Source organism: Phenylobacterium sp. (assembly GCF_037189685.1).
Classification (GTDB): Bacteria; Pseudomonadota; Alphaproteobacteria; order Caulobacterales; family Caulobacteraceae; genus Phenylobacterium.
This window is the reverse complement of the sequence record NZ_JBBCIT010000050.1, coordinates 25,231-41,381: the sequence shown is the minus strand read 5'-3', so window position 1 is coordinate 41,381 and position 16,151 is coordinate 25,231. Positions and strand designations below refer to the sequence as shown.

General features: G+C 71.4%; 17 protein-coding genes. 5 read left to right on the top strand and 12 right to left on the bottom strand.

From position 1 onward, the window contains the following. From WG212_RS21985 to WG212_RS21970, 4 genes are all read right to left on the bottom strand, one after another. Positions 1 to 375, bottom strand: a 375-nt coding sequence (locus WG212_RS21985) for a DUF4304 domain-containing protein (protein ID WP_337189255.1), incomplete at its 3' end; no start/stop codon positions are given. Beyond that, on the bottom strand, positions 372 to 1,112 hold the full coding sequence (locus tag WG212_RS21980) for a hypothetical protein (protein WP_337189254.1): 741 nt from the start codon (positions 1,110 to 1,112) through the stop codon (positions 372 to 374). The genes WG212_RS21985 and WG212_RS21980, both read right to left, overlap by 4 nt. A 127-nt stretch (positions 1,113 to 1,239) precedes the next feature. Further along, entirely contained in the window at positions 1,240 to 2,382 is a 1,143-nt protein-coding gene (locus WG212_RS21975) for an L-lactate dehydrogenase (protein WP_337189253.1), read from the bottom strand. A gap of 54 nt (positions 2,383 to 2,436) precedes the next feature. Next, positions 2,437 to 3,198, bottom strand: a complete 762-nt coding sequence (locus tag WG212_RS21970; protein ID WP_337189252.1) for a hypothetical protein — start codon at positions 3,196 to 3,198, stop codon at positions 2,437 to 2,439. Between the two features lie 176 nt (positions 3,199 to 3,374). Between WG212_RS21970 and WG212_RS21965 the strand changes: the two genes are divergently transcribed. Next, positions 3,375 to 3,707 carry a hypothetical protein gene (locus WG212_RS21965; RefSeq protein WP_293381460.1) on the top strand — a complete coding sequence of 111 codons (333 nt, stop codon included), beginning with the start codon at positions 3,375 to 3,377 and terminating at the stop codon, positions 3,705 to 3,707. Here the strand turns inward: WG212_RS21965 and WG212_RS21960 are convergent. From WG212_RS21960 to rlmJ, 6 genes are all read right to left on the bottom strand, one after another. Continuing rightward, entirely contained in the window at positions 3,704 to 4,390 is a 687-nt protein-coding gene (locus WG212_RS21960; RefSeq protein ID WP_337189251.1) for a cytochrome b/b6 domain-containing protein, read from the bottom strand. The genes WG212_RS21965 and WG212_RS21960 overlap by 4 nt on opposite strands. A 2-nt stretch (positions 4,391 to 4,392) precedes the next feature. Beyond that, positions 4,393 to 4,896 (bottom strand): cytochrome c, encoded by a 504-nt coding sequence (locus WG212_RS21955; RefSeq protein WP_337189250.1) that lies wholly within the window; start codon positions 4,894 to 4,896, stop codon positions 4,393 to 4,395. Between the two features lie 58 nt (positions 4,897 to 4,954). After that, on the bottom strand, positions 4,955 to 7,060 hold the full coding sequence (locus WG212_RS21950; RefSeq protein WP_337189249.1) for an AsmA family protein: 2,106 nt from the start codon (positions 7,058 to 7,060) through the stop codon (positions 4,955 to 4,957). Between the two features lie 55 nt (positions 7,061 to 7,115). Then, positions 7,116 to 7,676, bottom strand: a complete 561-nt coding sequence (locus WG212_RS21945; RefSeq protein WP_337189256.1) for a sugar transferase — start codon at positions 7,674 to 7,676, stop codon at positions 7,116 to 7,118. Positions 7,677 to 7,716: 40 nt separating this feature from the next. Further along, positions 7,717 to 8,277, bottom strand: coding sequence for a hypothetical protein (locus WG212_RS21940; protein WP_337189248.1), 561 nt, complete (start codon positions 8,275 to 8,277; stop codon positions 7,717 to 7,719). A gap of 69 nt (positions 8,278 to 8,346) precedes the next feature. Further along, a complete protein-coding gene (gene rlmJ / locus WG212_RS21935; RefSeq protein ID WP_337189247.1) occupies positions 8,347 to 9,174 on the bottom strand; it encodes a 23S rRNA (adenine(2030)-N(6))-methyltransferase RlmJ in 828 nt (275 codons plus the stop codon). Positions 9,175 to 9,240: 66 nt separating this feature from the next. Between rlmJ and WG212_RS21930 the strand changes: the two genes are divergently transcribed. Then, positions 9,241 to 10,272: a DNA topoisomerase IB gene (locus WG212_RS21930; protein ID WP_337189246.1), complete on the top strand. Its 1,032-nt coding sequence runs from the start codon at positions 9,241 to 9,243 to the stop codon at positions 10,270 to 10,272. A gap of 86 nt (positions 10,273 to 10,358) precedes the next feature. Then, positions 10,359 to 11,564 carry an LLM class flavin-dependent oxidoreductase gene (locus WG212_RS21925; protein ID WP_337189245.1) on the top strand — a complete coding sequence of 402 codons (1,206 nt, stop codon included), beginning with the start codon at positions 10,359 to 10,361 and terminating at the stop codon, positions 11,562 to 11,564. Between the two features lie 135 nt (positions 11,565 to 11,699). On the opposite strand, the gene WG212_RS21920 is transcribed toward WG212_RS21925, so the two are convergent. Then, entirely contained in the window at positions 11,700 to 13,700 is a 2,001-nt protein-coding gene (locus tag WG212_RS21920; RefSeq protein ID WP_337189244.1) for a TonB-dependent receptor, read from the bottom strand. A 65-nt stretch (positions 13,701 to 13,765) separates the two neighbouring features. On the opposite strand from WG212_RS21920, the gene WG212_RS21915 reads away from it, so the two are divergent. Both WG212_RS21915 and WG212_RS21910 read left to right on the top strand, forming a co-directional pair. Then, positions 13,766 to 14,539 (top strand): SDR family oxidoreductase, encoded by a 774-nt coding sequence (locus tag WG212_RS21915; RefSeq protein ID WP_337189243.1) that lies wholly within the window; start codon positions 13,766 to 13,768, stop codon positions 14,537 to 14,539. Between the two features lie 303 nt (positions 14,540 to 14,842). Beyond that, complete coding sequence (locus WG212_RS21910) at positions 14,843 to 15,124, top strand: hypothetical protein (protein ID WP_337189242.1); 282 nt, start codon at positions 14,843 to 14,845, stop codon at positions 15,122 to 15,124. A gap of 193 nt (positions 15,125 to 15,317) precedes the next feature. On the opposite strand, the gene WG212_RS21905 is transcribed toward WG212_RS21910, so the two are convergent. Beyond that, complete coding sequence (locus WG212_RS21905; RefSeq protein ID WP_337189241.1) at positions 15,318 to 16,142, bottom strand: crotonase/enoyl-CoA hydratase family protein; 825 nt, start codon at positions 16,140 to 16,142, stop codon at positions 15,318 to 15,320. Positions 16,143 to 16,151: the final 9 nt, after the last annotated feature.

Below are 16,151 nucleotides of genomic sequence, written 5' to 3'. Positions count from 1 at the left end.
CGAAGCCTGGTCCTCGAGCGACGTCACCCGGTCGAACCACGGAAGCCCATGGACCCGGACCATCTCCGCCACCTCTGCCGGCCCCTTGGGATCGTTCTTCCACCAGCGGTCGCGCCCGTCGATCAGATAGCCGATCCGCTGGCCGAACTGGATGATGCCGAGCTGTTCCTCGCAGGGAATCGCCTTCAGAATCCTGTCGGTTTCGAGGTCCTTGGCCCACAGGTTCACGGTCACGGCGCCGTCGATCCAGCTCTTCTGGAGGTCGAGCTGCTCCAGCATGTCGCCGCGGACGCGCGACCACATCCGTTTCTCGCGCTGGAAGCCGAGCGGGACCAGAAGGTTGTCGAGGGCCTTGGTGTAGGACAGACGGCTCATTTGATCGACTTCGGATCGTAGTAGATCGGACGGGTCTTGACTTCGGTGTCCTTGTATTTCTTGACGGCCCTCGCCGCCGCCCGCCGGCCGGAAACGGTATCCGGCTTGAGTTCCATCTGGAACGGCTTGGGCTCCTGCCCTGACGCTCGGACACGGGCGGGTGTCCGAACGTCAGGCTTCAGGACCCTGCCGTCTGGTAGCGTCACGTGGGGGTTGGGGTCCCATCCCGGTTTCTGAGCCACCCGCTCCCGCAACGCCGCATGCGCTTTCCGGCCCGTCCGCGTCGCCCAGTTGTCCCCCACGCGGAGATAGGGTTCCCGCTGAACGAACCGGAGCGGTGGCGCCCGGGCCACGGCCGGCGCCAGGCGCGCGGCGAGCATGGCGCCGGCTTCCACCCCCAGGACCGCTGCGGCCGGCGCGAGCGCAGGTACGGCCATCCAGGCGTTCTCCCGGCTGATGTCGCGCGTGACGCCCTTGAACGCCGCCTGCTGCCGGCGCAGTTCGGCGATGTCGTCGGCGTCGGGGCGATACATCCGCTCGGCCAGCGGCTGGACCGACGCCGGCTGCGTCGACGCCGAAGCAGCCCTCGCCGCCTCGCGCCGCCGCCGCTCCAGCTCGGCCTCCTGCCGGGCGTTGTAGGCGGCCTGCCACGCCACCGACCGGGCATAGGGCTCCGCAAGGGGATCGAGGACGCTGCGGGCGCGGTCGCCGCGAGCGTAGGAACCGGATTCGGCCAAGAGATTTCCCCCAGGGTTCGCGCTTAAGTGAGACGCCGGGATCGGCGGCGGCATTCTCCCGCCGGCAGCTCCGTCATCCGCACGCTCTCACAGCGAAGCCTGAAAGTAAAGAACAAATGGAGAACATCTAGCCCGTGTCGAGTAGGTCCCGCCTCGCCGTCCGCACGTCGTTGCAGCCTGTGAGGATCATCGCCACCGCGAGTTCAGCGCGCAGGGTATCCAGCATCTTCGCCACCGCCGCCTCGCCGCCGGCGCCGAGGGCCCAGGCCCAGGGGCGGCCGACGAAGCAGGCCTTGGCGCCCAGGGCCAACGCCTTGAGCACATCCAGGCCCGAGCGGACGCCGCCGTCCATATAGACCTCCAGGTCACCCCCCACCGCGTCGGCGATACGCGGCAGGGCGGCCACCGACGACTTCACGCCGTCGAGCTGGCGACCGCCGTGGTTCGAGACCACCAGGCCCTGGGCGCCGGCCCTGGCCGCCTCGCGCGCGTCGTCGACGTCCAGGACCCCCTTTATGACGATGGGCCCGTCCCAGTTCTCGCGCACCCAGTCGATGTCCTTCCAGGTGACCGAGCGGTCGAAATTTCGCGCGATCCAGGCCAGGAAATCGGTCACCCGCCGCCCCTCGGTCACCGCCGCCTGCACCGAACCCAGGGTATGGGGCCGCCCCTGGACGAAGACGTCCCAGGTCCAGCCCGGATGCGTCACGCCGTCCCAGGCCTGGGTCAGGGCCGCTTCCAGGCGGGACGCGCCGCTGAAGCCCGACCGGATATCGCGGTACCGTGAGCCCGGCAGCGGCAGATCGACGGTGAACATCAGCACGGGACAACCCGCCGCCTTGGCCCGCGCCAGCAGTTCGCGCATGTAGCCGCGGTCCTTCAGCATGTAGAGCTGGAACCAGGGCGGCGTCCCCGTGGCGGCCACCTCCTCGACCGAGCAGACGCCGACCGTCGAAAGGCAGAAGGGCACGCCGGCTTTCGTGGCTGCGCGGATCGCCTGGGCCTCCCCGCGGCGGGCGTACATCCCCGCCATGCCGACCGGGGCCAGGCCCACCGGCATCTTCAGGGCCTGGCCCAGGGTTTCGACGGTCATGTCCAGGCGGGTCATGTCGCGCATCACCCGCTGGCGCAGCGCGATCGCCTCCAGGTCGGCGACGTTGCGGCCCAGCGTGACCTCGGCGTACGAGCCGCCGTCGATATATTCGAAGAAGATGTTGGGCAGCCGGCGTCGCGCCAGCTCGCGATAGTCCGAAACCGAAGCCGCCCGCATCGCCGTCTCCCCCTGTCCGAGGGTTTTGGAGCCCGTTGCGGGCGGGCGCAAGCCTCAGCCGCCGGCGGCCACCGCCGCGGACTCGGGCCGCGGTCCGAAGCCGCCCGGCGCCAGGGTGATCCAGACCTGGTGGCCCCGGGCGACGCGACGACCTTCACCATCGAAGAGGGCGACGCCCGACATCTCCTTGCGGCCCTCGCGCGCGAGCGGCCAGGCCAGGACCACATACTCCCGCCCCGCCAGCACCGGCGCCTCGATCTCGCCGGTCATGGTGCCGAGCAGCGCGCCGTGACGCCCCTCGCCCTCGACCCAGGCGAAATAACCGGGACAGTCCAGCGCCGCCCAGACGATCTCGGGTCCGATCGCGCCGTCGGCCTCGGCGAAATCCGGATGCGGCGTCCATGTACACGCGACCACGCCCGTGGCGGCGCCTTCGACCTGGCCGGGGAATACACGCAGCCCGTCGCCCGCTTCGCGTTGCGGGCCGCAGGTGAAGCAGATGGGATGGATGCGCTGGGTATGGCCCAGATACCGCTCACCCGCCGCGCGCGCCTGGTCCAGCGTCGGCGCCAGCGGCGGCTCGGGCAGGTGCTGTCTCGCCGGGCCGCCCTGGGCGACCAGGCCGCCGTCCGCGCTCAGCAGCGCCGCGCCCCCCTCCACGCGCGCCAGGTTCAGGTCGGTGTCCAGCGGGATGGGCGCGCGCAGGACGGCCGTGGCCGGCCCCTCCACCTCACGCGAGAGAAGGCCGCACACATAGCCGCCGTTGCCGGAGTTGGGCGGGCCGCAGAACCGGCGGCCGATCTGGAGAAGGCTCAAAATGAAGGAACCCGCACGTCGAAAGAACAAAACAATTCTCGCGCTTTCCCATGCTGACGCCACGCAAGGGAAGCCAGATTCCGTCATCACGGCGTTGGACGCGGCGCCGGGGCGCGCTAAAGGCAGGAGATCAACCGCGCGCTTGCGGAATCGGACACCATCGACGGAGACACTTGGTGAGCGACCGGATCGAACGGCCCTGGGCCCTGATGCGTCACCACGCGGGCTGGGCTGACGTGTTCCACATCGACAGCGAGACCGCCGATTCCATCACCGGCTTCTACCCCGACCGCGAGACGGTCGGTCCCCCCGTGACCTACTCCACCCGCGCGATCCTGGCTCGCTATCCGACGCTGGAATCGGCGCGCGCGGCGCGGGAAGGCGCGGTCGCGGAGTGGCGCAAGCACGACGCCGGCGTCCGCGACGCCGAGACGAAACTGCGCGAAGCCGAAAAGCTGCGCGAGGAAGCCTGGCTCACCTCGCTGCGCGACGCGGCCGATCGCAGCTAGAGCCAGAAGCCTTTCGAGACGGCCCAGGCGGCGGTGGCGGCCAGCACGACGCCGACCGCCAGCCGCCAGAGCGGCGCCCGGGCCAGTCCCGGGTCGCCGGGCAGTTTCCGTCGGCCGGTGACCATGCCGCCCACCAGGTTCGTCCGCTTCCAGACCGCATAGAACGCGATGGCCGCGAGGTGCAGGGCGACCAGCGCCTGGAGCACACGGAAGCTCAGCTCGTGGATGTCGGCCATCCGCCGGCCGGTCTCGAAGCTGACCATGAACGAGAGCGGGCCGCCCTCGAAGCCGTCGATGTCCACCACGAACAGGCCCGTCCCGACCTGGACCAGCACGGACGCCAGGATCGCCAGCACGCTGAGCGCGCCCAGCGGATTGTGGCCCACGGTGGTCGACGGCTCGCGCCGGCCCAGGCTGCGGGCATAGGCCAGGACGGCGCGTGGCCCCTTCACGAAATGGGCGAAGCGCGAAGCCTCGCCTCCGGCGAAGCCCCAGTAGAGGCGGAACACCAGCAGACCGATGATCGCGTAGCCGCTCCAGCGATGCCAGGTCAGGTAATCGTCGGCCGACCACCACGAGAACACGAGCAGCGCCACGAGCAGCCAGTGGACGATGCGGGTCGGCCCGTCCCAGACGCGGACCGGCGCCCCGGAGTCCCTCAGGGACGGTGACGCGTCGGCCACGCCTAGCTCTTCTGCTGCCGATACTTGTCGTGGCAGCCCTTGCACGAGCCGCCGACCGGACGCACGGCCGCCTTCACGGCGTTGATGTCGCCCGAGGCGGCGGCGGCGTTCAGCTTGCCGATCTCGGTGCGGCTGGCGGTGGCCGCAGCGGTGAACCCCGCCGCATCGGTCCAGATGTTGGCCTTGGCCTCGCTCCTCGGCCGGGCCTCCACGCCGCTGCCGCGGGGGAACCATGTGGGCAGAGCGGTGACGAGCTGGTTCATGGTCGCAGCGCTCTTGGCCACCACCGCCTTGTCCGGCGAGCCTTTGCGCAACTCGTCGTTCAGGCTCTTGAAGGCCGCGCCCAGGCGCTCGAAGTTCTCATGGCGAACGTAAGCCGTCTTCGTCGCCGCGCTGGCGTTCGCCGGCATCTTATCGTCGTGGGCGAACGCGCCGCCAGCGGCCACGGCCGCCCCCACGCCGATGGCGATCGCAGCGGCCGTCAGCCTGTTGAACGTCGACGTCATGCTTGAACCTTCCAATCCCGTGGATCGAGGGGAGATTGAGCGGCGGAAGCTTCGCCCGTCAACGGGCGGCGGTCGTCGCGGTCTTCACAGGCGCGCCATCGCGCGAGGCTTCGGCGATCAACGCCCCGCAGTTGGCGTCCTTGGCCAGGCCCGGATCGACGAACGGCAGGATGGCCGCCAACGGCGACAGCATTGTCCCCAACGCCGCCGCCACTCCGCCCTGCGCCAGCGCGGGGCCGGGTTCGACGCCAACCCTGGGCGCCGTCAGCGGTCCCTTCGCGGTCACGGGAACCATCACGCGCACCAGCCGGAACGACTTGTCCTGGCCGCGGACGCGGAGGTCCATGCGTTCGGAGCGCAGGTCGATCTCGCCGCGGCCTGTCACGAGTACAGGCCCCGTATCGAGCACGATGCTGTCGGCGCGCATGACGCCGTTCCGGGCCTGGAAGTGGGCGACCCCGCAGCGGATCGGCGTGGTCGAGGAGTCCTTCGAGAGCAGGAGGCCGAGCCCCTTGACGACATTCACGCCCATCAGTTCGGCCACCGACCTGCGGATCTCGCCGCCTGGCGCCACCACCACCACCTCGCCGTCCGCCGTCGCGAAGGTCTTGCGGACACTGTCGCCCCGGCCGGCCAGGCGCGCGCGGCCCACCAACGCGCCTTCAAACGGGGGCGAACCCTGGAAGGTCACCGGGACCAGGCTCTCGATGCGGGCATTGCTCAGCCGCAGATCCAGGGCGGTCGCCGGCGTCCCGCCCCGGGCGTTCAGGGTGACATGGCCCTCGACGCGGCCGTGCGGCAGGTCCAGCCTCAACGGATCCGCCCGCAGCAGGCCGTCGTCCAGCCGCACCCGCACCGAGCCGGCCCTGAGCTCGATCGGGGTGTCCCGGATGGAAGCCGCGCGATAGGTGACATCGGCGTCCATGGCGCGAATCCTGCGGACATCGAGCGGCGTATCGGGGAAGAGTCGCTGCTGGGCGACCAGGCGGCGCGCCGCCGCCGCCTGTTCGGCTGAGGCGGTCTCGCCGGAGCCGGCCTTGGGCGCGGCGCCGAACACCGCGCCCAGATCGTCGAAATCCAGGCTGCGGGACTGCAACTCGGCCTTCAGCAGCGGCCGCTCGCGCCCGGTCTCCACCGAGAGGACCCCGGCAAGGTCGCTGTCGCCCACCCGGCCGCTCAGTCCGTCCACCTTCCACAGGAAGCCGGCGCGCGAAAGCCGCCCGCGCAGCGCGTAGGGTGGTGTGTTGGGAAGGGCCACGCCGGTGATCGGGAACAGGTCGGCCAGGTCCGGGCCGCGGATCGTGGCGTTCATCTGGAAGCGACCCAGGTCGAACGGACGGGGAATGGCTCCGTTCGCGGTCACGTGCGTGCGACCGGCGCGCAGGTCGACGTCGAAGGGATAGGGTTGGTCGCGCTCGACGTTCACCAGAGGCCCGCCCGTGACCTCGGCCCGGAAGGGTTGCCCGTTGATGGTCCCATCCCCGGTGAGCTGGAAGCCGGTATTCCCGGCGCCCAACCGCTCACGGGCTTCGATCAAGCCCAGGAAGCGGATATTTCGCTGGGCGTCCGAGTATTCGAGCCGTCCTTCGCGGATCACGAAATTCTGGATCGGCGGGAAGTCGGCGGGCGGATCCTGGCGGCCGGGGGAGAAGTCCCAGTTCTGGCGCCCCTGCCCGTCGGCCAGCAGGCGGAAATTCGGCCGATCCACCGCCAGCACGCGCAGGTCGGCCTTCCCCCACAGCAGCGGGACGAGGCGAATGCGTACGCGCAGGCGCTCGATCGTGCCCATCGGGGTCGTCCCTGCCCATTCGGGGTTGGCAATGGTGATGCCGTCGACGGTCGCCGTCGGCCGCCATGAGAACAGGTCGACGTGCAGGTCGCCCGAGATCGTCACCCTGCGATCGAGGCGCGTCGAGGCGGTTCGCTCCAGCGGGCCGCGGAACCAGTTCCAGTCCCAGACCGCGATCAGGACGGCGATGACGATGGCCAGGAGCGCGAGAAGCCCCCCGGCCCAGGCCAGGCGCCGGCGGCGCGGCCGTTCGGCGGCCTGAGGCGGCCGGCGGTCCGGCCGACGGGTGAAGCGTCGCCGGGCGCGACCCACCAGGTCGCGTGCGGCAGGGGCGCGCGAGTGAAGCGACGGGGGTCTGGCGGTCTCCTGGCTCATGATCACGTCTCCGGCGCAGGAAAACGCGCCGGCCGGGCGTGCGTTGCGGCGGAGCTTAGTGGCTCACGCCGCGCCCGCTGAGCGCGGCGCGGGCCGTGCGCGCGATGATCGCCAGGTCGAACAGCATGTTCGCGCGCTCCAGATACTCCCGGTCCAGCCTGACCTTCTCGGGGATCGGCAACTCGTCGCGCCCATTGACCTGGGCCCAGCCGGTCACGCCCGGCCGCAGGACGTGGACACCCGCCTCGGTGCGCGAGGCCACGAGGTCGTCCTGGTTGAACAGCGCCGGCCGGGGTCCCACCAGGCTCATGTCGCCCCGGAGCACGCTCCACAGCTGGGGCAACTCGTCCAGGCTGGATCGGCGCAGGACGCGGCCCAGCGGCGTCACCCAGCGGCCGGGGTCCTCCAACAGATGCGTCGCCACGTCGGGGGTGTCGATGCGCATGGTCCGGAACTTCGGCATGGCGAAGAGGCGGTTGTCCTGGCCCACGCGGCGCGACCAGTGGATGGCGGGGCCGGGGCTGTCCAACCGCACCGCCAGGGCGAGCGCCGCCAGCAGCGGCCACCCCAGGGCCAGGCCAACTGTCGAGACGACGATGTCGAATGCCCGCTTCAGCACCGCCCGTTGTTAGCGCCGGGCGTGCGAACGCGCCACGTCAGGCTTCGTCCGCTTCAGGTTCATCTGGCGCGACGGCCCTCTTCGCCTTGGCTTTGACGGGTTTGGGCGCAGGCTCCGCCGCGGCGTCCAGGGCCTCGGCGACCGGCACAGGCTCGGGCGCGACGGCCGGCACGGGTTCGGGCGACGGGACCGGATCTGCGGGAAGGACCCCGGTCGCGTCCAGCGCGGCCGCGGGTTCGGCTTCCGGCGGCGGCTCCACCACCGCAAGCGGGCTCATCGGCGCAGCTTCCCCGCCCACGGCCACTGCGGGAACCAGGGCCTCCGTCGCCGCCTCGCAGATCGTCTCGACGGCCTCTGCGGCAGCTTCGACCAGTTCGACGGCCGGCTCCAGGGCGGCCTCGACCGGCGCGACCAGCGTGTCGGCGGCCGCGAACAGCGCCTCCAGATTCACGGGACGCGCCAGGCGGGTCATCCACCAGTACGCCACGCCGCCGGCGGCCACCGCTCCAAAGTAGCTCCACAGCGGCGAGACTGCGCCGACGAGGAGGGCCGGAGACACACGAGGTTCGGGGAGGTCGGGAAGGTTGAAGGTCGCCATTTCGGATATCCTCTGCGGCGGATTGTGCGTCGCAGCATATCACGACCCCAGGACTTCGCATGTGCGAAATTATTGTGGCGACAGCCGATAGGTCCGCGCCGCCCCACCGGCGCCCAGAGCATGTGCGACCCAGCCACAGATGGCGGCGAACGCCGCCGAAAAGTCCGGGCCGCCCATCATCACCAGGGCGCAGCCATTCATCTTCATGGGGTCGTCCAGCGGCCGGACCCGCGCCTCGGCGACCAGCATCGGAGCCGGAACCTCGTCCTCGAGGTCGCGAAGGAACGAGTCCAGGGTCTCCAGGTCCTTGATCGGCAGCCAGACGAGGGCCTGGGCGGCCGAATTGCGCCCCTGAAGCGCCGCAAGGGTCTCGACGATCCGCCCGTAGTCGTCGGGACGCTCGAAGGGCGGGTCGATGAGAGCCAGGACGCGGCCCGACGCGGGACATTCCCGCACGGCCGCGTCATAGCCGTCGGCGTTCAGTGTCCGGACGCCGGGCCGCCCCTTCAGCGCCCGGGCGAGCGCCGCATGCTCGTCGGGCCGCAGTTCGCAGGCCAGGTAGCTGTCGCCGGGCCGCAGGGCCCCCGCGATCAGCCAGGGCGAGCCCGGATAGCGCCGGACCGCCCCGCCGCCGTTCAGCCTCGCCACCGCCCGGACCAGAGGCGCGAAATGGGCCGGCGCATCCGCCGCCGCCATCAGCCGCGCGATCCCCGCCTCGGCCTCACCGGACATCTTCGCCTCCTCGCCCGCCAGATCGTAAAGCCCCCGTCCGGCATGAGTGTCGATCACCGTGAGGGGCCCCTGGCCCACGGTCAGCCCGGCCAACACCTCGAGGAGGGCCGCATGCTTCACGAGGTCGGCGAAGTTGCCCGCGTGGAAGGCGTGGCGGTAATTCAAGCGGACCTCCTCGGGCGGAACCGGCGCGCCGCATACCACGTTGCCGAGCGGCGCGTGGAGGGGCCGATGGCCAGAGATATGCCGGTCGAGACGTCCGGGGCCGCCGGCGGGAAGCCGCCGCCCGGCCTGGTCTGGTGCAGCGACGGCGAACCCGGCCTGACCCGCCGCAGGACTCGCAGCGGCTTCGACTATGTCGACGTCGACGGCGTGCGGGTGCGCGACGCCGAGACCCTGGAGCGCATCCGCACGCTGGCCATCCCGCCCGCCTGGAGCGACGTGTGGATCTGCCCTCGGCCTCGAGGCCACATCCAGGCCGTCGGACGCGACGCCCGCGGCCGGAAGCAGTACCGCTACCACCCCCGCTGGCGGGAGGCGCGCGACGGTGAAAAATACGGCCGCCTCCTCGCCTTCGGGCGGGCCCTGCCCCGCCTGCGCCGGCAGGTCGAGGCCGACCTTTCGCGGCGCGGCCTGCCGCGCGAGAAGGTGCTGGCCGCCGTCGTGCGGACCCTGGAGCGCACGCTGATCCGCGTGGGCAACGAGACCTACGCCCGCCAGAATCGCAGTTTCGGCCTCACCACGCTGCGCGACCGGCATGCGCGGATCGGCGCCGAACGGGCGATCTTCGAATTCCGCGGCAAGAGCGGCAAGGTCCACGTCACCGGCTTCCGCGATCGCCGCCTCGCCCGGGTTCTAAAAGCCTGTCAGGATCTCCCCGGCCAGCGACTGTTCCAGTACGTCGACGAGGACGGCGGCCGGCACGCGGTGGAGAGCGGCGACGTCAACGCCTACATCCGCGACGCGATGGGCCAGGACTTCTCGGCCAAGGACTTCCGCACCTGGGCCGGCACGGTCGCGGCCGCCCGGGCGCTCGTCCTCTGTGGCCGCGGCACCAGCGACGCCGACGGGCGGCGCAATGTCCAGACCTGCATCAAGGCCGTGGCGCGCCTGCTGGGCAACACCGCCGCCGTCGCCCGAAGCGCCTACATCCATCCCGCCATTCTCGAGGCTTACGAGGCCGGCCGGCTGGACCTTTCCAACCTCGACGGCCGCCGCTTCGAACTCGCCGTTCTGCGGCAGCTCGAAAGAGGGCCCGGCTGACGCGGGGTCGGCCTCGCGGCGCGCACGCGGCGGCGCTATCGTGATCGCCGACAACGTGCGGACAAACCGCGCGGCCGGAGGATCTGATGCTCAACCCGCGCCTGCGCTTCGGCGCCTTCATCGCGCCCTTCCACCCGGTGGAGGAGAACCCCACGCTCGCGCTCGAACGCGACCTGGAGCTGGTCCAGCACCTGGACGCCCTCGGCTACGAGGAGGCCTGGATCGGCGAGCACCATTCGGCCGGCTACGAGCTGATCGCCTCGCCCGAACTGTTCATCGCCTTCGCGGCCGAGCGGACGAAGCACATCCGCCTGGGCACGGGCGTCTCGTCCCTGCCCTATCACCATCCGCTGATGCTGGCCGACCGGATCAACCAGCTCGACCACATGACCCGCGGCCGGGTGATGTTCGGCGTCGGGCCGGGCGCCCTGATCTCGGACGCCCGGATGATGGGCATCCCGCCCGAGGCGCAGCGCGACCGCATGGACGAGGCCCTCGAGGTGCTGGTGCGCCTGCTGCGGGGCGAGGAGGTCACCCACAAGTCGGACTGGTTCGAGCTCTGGCAGGCGCGGCTCCAGATGACGCCCTACTCCCGTCCCTCGGTCGAGATCGCCGTGGCCAACCAGGTGTCGCCCACCGGCGCGCGCGCGGCGGGCCGGCACGGCCTGAGCCTGCTCTCGCTGGGCGCCACGGGAACGGCGGCCTTCAACGCCCTGGCGTCCAACTGGAACATCGCCACGGAGCTGGCCGCCGACAACGGCAAGACCATGGACCGCCAGGGCTGGCGCCTGGTCGGCCCCATGCACATCGCCCCTACGCGCGAGCAGGCCATGGAGGACTGCCGCTTCGGCCTGGAGAAGTGGATCTACTACTTCCGCGAGATCGCCAACCTGCCGGTCGTCCCCGAGGGACCCGATCCGGTGAAGGCGCTGATCGAGAGCGGCACGGCGGTGATCGGCACGCCCGACGACGCGGTGCGGCGCATCCAGCAGCTCGTGGACGAGAGCGGCGGCTTCGGCGCCTTCCTGTTCATGGACCACAACTGGGCGCCGTGGGCGCAGAAGAAACTCAGCTACGAGCTCGTCGCCCGCTACGTAGCGCCGAAGTTCCAGCAGCTCAACGAGAACCGCGAGGCGTCCATCGCCTGGGTCGGCGGCAAGAAGGCCGAGTTCACCGGCCAGACGATGGCGGCCATGGGCGCGCGCATCGCCCAGCACATCGCCGAGAAGGGCGCCAAGGACATCCGCCCCGAGTTCGCCGCCATGCTGGGCGCGACGACCAAGCCCGAGTAGCCCGCGCCACAGGCGCGCTCCGGCCCACTGCGGAGACGGAATTCGACCGCGGAAGACGCGGAAAATCGGCTGGCGCGCGCCCTTCCGCGCCTTTCCGCGTTTTCCGCGGTTCCCTGATTGCGCCTGACGGCGCGGTCAGCGCCGCCAGGCGAAGCCGACGCGGACCGTGCGCGGCGCAGCGAAGCTTTCGGTCCCGTCGGCCGTCTCGCCGACCTCCAGCTTGGCGTCGAACAGGTTCTCGGCGGCGACGAACAGCTCGCCGTGGTCGGTGAGGCTCCAGCCGGCGCGCAGGTCGACCTGGAGGCCGGGCGACAGCCGCCGCGTGTTCAGGTCGTCCTCCCAGCGCGCGCTCTCGTAGCGGGCGTCGGCCATCAGGGTCAGGCGCGCGGCGGGGCGCACCGTGACGCCCCCGGTCACCGTCCACTTCGGCGTCTGGGCCGGACGCAGGCCCGTGAGCTGCGGCGCGCCGGCCCCGCCGTCCACCTCGGCGTCGGTATAGGCCGCCGCCGCGCGCCAGGAGAGCGCCGGCTCCGCCTCGCCGCCCGCCTCGGCCTCCAGGCCCAAGGCCTCGATCTCGCCGGCGTTCTGCCGCTGGCGCAGCACGCCGCCGGCGGGGATGAAGCCCGCCGTGGGGAAGGTCCCCGGCCCGATCCCGACGGTGACATTGGTGATCGGGTCCTTCAGCCGGTTCCAGAACACGCCCGCGCTCCAGCGGAACGGCGCCTCGCCCGCCACGCCCGCCTCCAGGCCCTGGAGGGTCTCGGGCTTCAGGGCGGGGTTGGCCTCGGTGATGTCGTTGCCCACCCGGAAGGGCCGGTGCAGCTCGTTCAGGGTCGGCGGCCGGAAGCCGGCATAGGCCGCCCCGCGCAGATAGACCCCCTCGGCCACGGCGTAGCGCACGCCCAGGCGGCCGGTCGGCGTGGTGTCGGCGCGGTTCGGCCCGCCCTGGTCCAGCACCACCGCGCCGTTGGTGGTGTCGATCTCGCGCCGCACCGCATCATAGGCCCGCGACCGGTCCAGGCGCACGCCGCCGGTCAGCAGCCACGGACCCTCGTCCACCACGCCTTCCACATAGGCCCCGGCCACCAGGGTCTTGCCGCCGGCCTCGCGGTCGCGGGTGAATTCCCCATTCATGAAGCGGAAGCGCTCGCGCACCTTGCCGTCGGTCAGGCGCACGTCGGCGCCGGCCTCCCAGGCCATCGCGCCGCTCACGCCCTGCAACGCCGCGTTCAGGCCATAGCCCGTGGCGGGCGTGCCGTACTGGTCGTTGGCCGGCGTGGTGGCCGCGCGTCCCGCGCCCACGGCCACCGAGCTGTTCTCCAGGTCGCTGCGCCGCACCCAGCCCTGCACGCGCCAGCCGCCCACCCCCTGGGCCGCTGGCTGTGCCAGGGTCACCGAGGCCGACTGGCCTGTGGCGTTCGAGCGCGCGCCGCGCAGGCCCGCTTCCTGGTTCACCTGGAAGGCGCTGATCCGCGCCGCCGCCTGCACCCCGCCCAGGTCGCCCTGGACCCTGAGCGCCGCCGAGGCGTCGTCCAGGCGCAGGCGCGTATCGGCCGCGCCGCGGCGGGGGCCGCGCACCGCGTGGTAGCCGTCCGTCCGCGACGCCGCGACCGTGGCCAGCACGCCGGGCGTCCCGGCGGCGACGGCGGCGCGATAGCTGTCGCGCTGGCCGCCGGAGACCTCGAAGGCCGCGATCCCGTCGGGCGTCGCCCGCTCCTGCAAGGCCACCACGCCCGTCAGCGCGCCCGCGCCGTAAGGACCCGCCCCGGCCCCGCGGACCACCGTGGCGCCATCCAGCCCTTCGGACGACAGCCCGCTCCAGATCACCCAGCCGCCGAACGGGTCGTTCTGTGGCGCCCCGTCCAGGGTGACCAAGGCCCGACCCGCACCGGAGGGCGCGATGGCGCGCAGCGACAGGCCCTGGGTGGTCGGATTGGCCGCGCCGCTCCCCGTGCGGCGGAATAGCGAGACGCCGGGCGCCGTCTTCAGCGCCTCGTCCAGGCGGGGTTCGGCCCTCAGCGCCTCGGGGCCGATCTGCACCGCGCTGAACGCCGCCTCGCCGCCCAGCGGCGCCAGCCGGGGCGCACGGACGATGACGATCTCGACTTCCGGGGGCGGGGGCGGCAAATCGCTCATGGCGCCTCGCAAAGCCTGGTGGGTGGACGGGGAGCCGGGGCTTAGCAGCGCAGGGAGAGAGCGCAATGCCAAAGGTCGCCGCCAGGGTTGCGATCGTCACGGGGGCCGGCAGCGGGATCGGCAGGGCCGTCTCGGCGGCGCTGATGGCCGACGGCTGGAGCGTCGCGCTCGCCGGCCGCCGCGAGGCCGAGCTGGCCGCCACCGCCGCCCTGGGCAAGGGCAAGGGCGGGGGCGAGGGCGCGCCCTGCCTGGTCCAGCCTACCGACATTTCGGACGAGGGCTCGGTGGACGCCCTCTTCGCCGCCGTGAAGGCCCGCTTCGGCCGCCTGGACCTGCTGTTCAACAACGCCGGGACCGGCGCGCCGCCGACAGCTCTGGAGGATCACAGCCTGGACCACTGGAAGCGCGTGGTGGACGTCAACCTGACGGGCGCCTTCCTCTGCACCCGCGCCGCATTCCGCCTGATGAAGGACCAGGACCCCCGCGGCGGCCGCATCATCAACAACGGCTCGATCTCGGCGCATGCGCCCCGGCCGCGGTCCATCGCCTACACCGCCACCAAGCACGCCATCACGGGCCTCACCCGCTCCACCGCGCTGGACGGCCGGGCCTACGACATCGCCTGCGGGCAGATCGACATCGGCAACGCCGCCACCGACATGACCCGGCAGATCGCCCGGGGCGTCCCCCAAGCCGACGGAACGCTCAAGCCCGAGCCCGTCATGGACGTGCAAGCCGTGGCCGACGCCGTGCTGTACATGGCCGGCCTGCCGCTGGGGGCCAACGTCCAGTTCATGACCGTCATGGCCACCCAGATGCCGTTCATCGGGCGCGGATAACCCACGCACCGGTGCGAGACATCCCGGCCGGCGGCATGGACCGCAGCGCCCGACGCGGACGCAGGCGCCGCGATGGCCCATGCGCCGGGGACTTCCGCCCCGCCTGACTGATCATCGATAACTGATCGTTCGTTTTGCATCGCAGCATCTTTGCTGCATCGCGACAAATTGGGGCTTGCGCGACGCGAAGGATCGCGGAATCTCTGAGCCTACAGGCAGCGAGCCCGGGCGTCAGTCACCGGCCGCAGCCTGAGAGGAACGCCGGAAAGGGGTTGTCGAAACCCCCTGCACCGGAAACCACACATGATCCGCTTCGTCACCATCGCCGCCGCCGCCGCTGCGCTGATCGCCGGCCCGGCCGCCGCCCAATCGATGAAGATCTCGACCCGGGACAAGACGCCCGAGCAACTCCACGCCGACATCGCCAAGGCCGCGAAGAAGGTCTGCACCCGGGCCGTCGTCGGCGCCTCGTTCCCCCGCGAGATGTATGCGTCTTGCTACAAGTACGCCGTGAAGACGGCTGTCGCCGATGTGAACGACCCGGCCCTGGCCCGCGTCGCCGGCTCGCAGATGGCCGCCAACTGAGCGGCTGATCCGGACGCCCTGGATGACCCGACCCGCATGTCGGGTGCGCCATCCGACGCCGGGCGGGCGCGCAGCGTACCGCGTCCCGCCCGATGCGTCCTTCCGGTCTGGCTTCCGGTCTGGTCCGGAGCTGTGCGGGCGCCGACCTGCCAGGCCTCAGCCTGTCAGAGACCGTCCGGCGGCGAACACGGCCCTAGAGTTCAACTTCGCTGAAGTTGGGCGCGCGCTTCTCCATGTTCGCCCGCACGGCCTCGACCTGATTGGGCGAGCCGATGAGGGCCGTCTGTTCCCGGCTTTCCTCCATCAGCATCTCGCGCTGGTCGGCCTCGGCGGCGAGGTTGAGCAGCCGTTTGGCGGCGCGCATCGCATGCGGATTGCGGCCGGCCGCCTCCCGGGCGAAGGCCAGGGCCTCGGCGCGCGGATCGGCCATCACGCGGGTGGCCATGCCGATGCGCATAGCCTCCTCTCCGTCGAAGATGCGGCCCGAGTAGGTGAGCTCCCGGGCGATGTCGTCGCGGACGAGCTGGCGCATGAGCACGAGGCCCGCCATGTCCGGCACCAGGCCCCAGCGGATTTCGAAGACCGACAGCTTCACGTCGGGGGTGACGAACCTCATGTCCGGCCCCAGGGCGAGTTGGAAGCCGCCGCCGTAGGCCACCCCGTGAACGGCCGCGATCACCGGTACGGGAATCTCGCGCCAGACCATCACCGCGTGCTGCGCCCGGTTCGAGCCGCCCGGGGTGCGGTTGTTGGTGACCAGGGCGCCGGCCGTTCCCTGCCCGGCTGATCGTTCCCCCGACGCCATCGCCCCGAAGTTCGAGGTGTCCAGCCCGGCGCAGAAGGCTCGGCCTTCGCCCGACAGCACCACGGCGCGCACCGACGCTTCGCCCTTGAGCCGCTCGCCCGCCTGGATCAGGGCGTCGAACATGGCGTTGTCCAGGGCGTTCATCTTGTCGGCGCGCACGAGACGGACGTCTGCCACCCCGTCGACAATGTCGATCTGAACCCGGTCATTCATAGTTGTCTT

What these genes read in the sequence shown, in the direction of transcription:
- WG212_RS21975 (WP_337189253.1), bottom strand. Translation starts at nt 2,382, where the DNA reads ATGCGGGCGGCTTCGGTTTCGGACTATCGCGAGCTGGCGCGACGCCGG.
- WG212_RS21955 (WP_337189250.1), bottom strand. Translation starts at nt 4,896, where the DNA reads ATGACGTCGACGTTCAACAGGCTGACGGCCGCTGCGATCGCCATCGGC.
- WG212_RS21950 (WP_337189249.1), bottom strand. Translation starts at nt 7,060, where the DNA reads ATGAGCCAGGAGACCGCCAGACCCCCGTCGCTTCACTCGCGCGCCCCT.
- WG212_RS21940 (WP_337189248.1), bottom strand. Translation starts at nt 8,277, where the DNA reads ATGGCGACCTTCAACCTTCCCGACCTCCCCGAACCTCGTGTGTCTCCG.
- WG212_RS21930 (WP_337189246.1), top strand. Translation starts at nt 9,241, where the DNA reads ATGGCCAGAGATATGCCGGTCGAGACGTCCGGGGCCGCCGGCGGGAAG.
- WG212_RS21925 (WP_337189245.1), top strand. Translation starts at nt 10,359, where the DNA reads ATGCTCAACCCGCGCCTGCGCTTCGGCGCCTTCATCGCGCCCTTCCAC.
- WG212_RS21920 (WP_337189244.1), bottom strand. Translation starts at nt 13,700, where the DNA reads ATGAGCGATTTGCCGCCCCCGCCCCCGGAAGTCGAGATCGTCATCGTC.
- WG212_RS21915 (WP_337189243.1), top strand. Translation starts at nt 13,766, where the DNA reads ATGCCAAAGGTCGCCGCCAGGGTTGCGATCGTCACGGGGGCCGGCAGC.
- WG212_RS21910 (WP_337189242.1), top strand. Translation starts at nt 14,843, where the DNA reads ATGATCCGCTTCGTCACCATCGCCGCCGCCGCCGCTGCGCTGATCGCC.
- WG212_RS21905 (WP_337189241.1), bottom strand. Translation starts at nt 16,142, where the DNA reads ATGAATGACCGGGTTCAGATCGACATTGTCGACGGGGTGGCAGACGTC.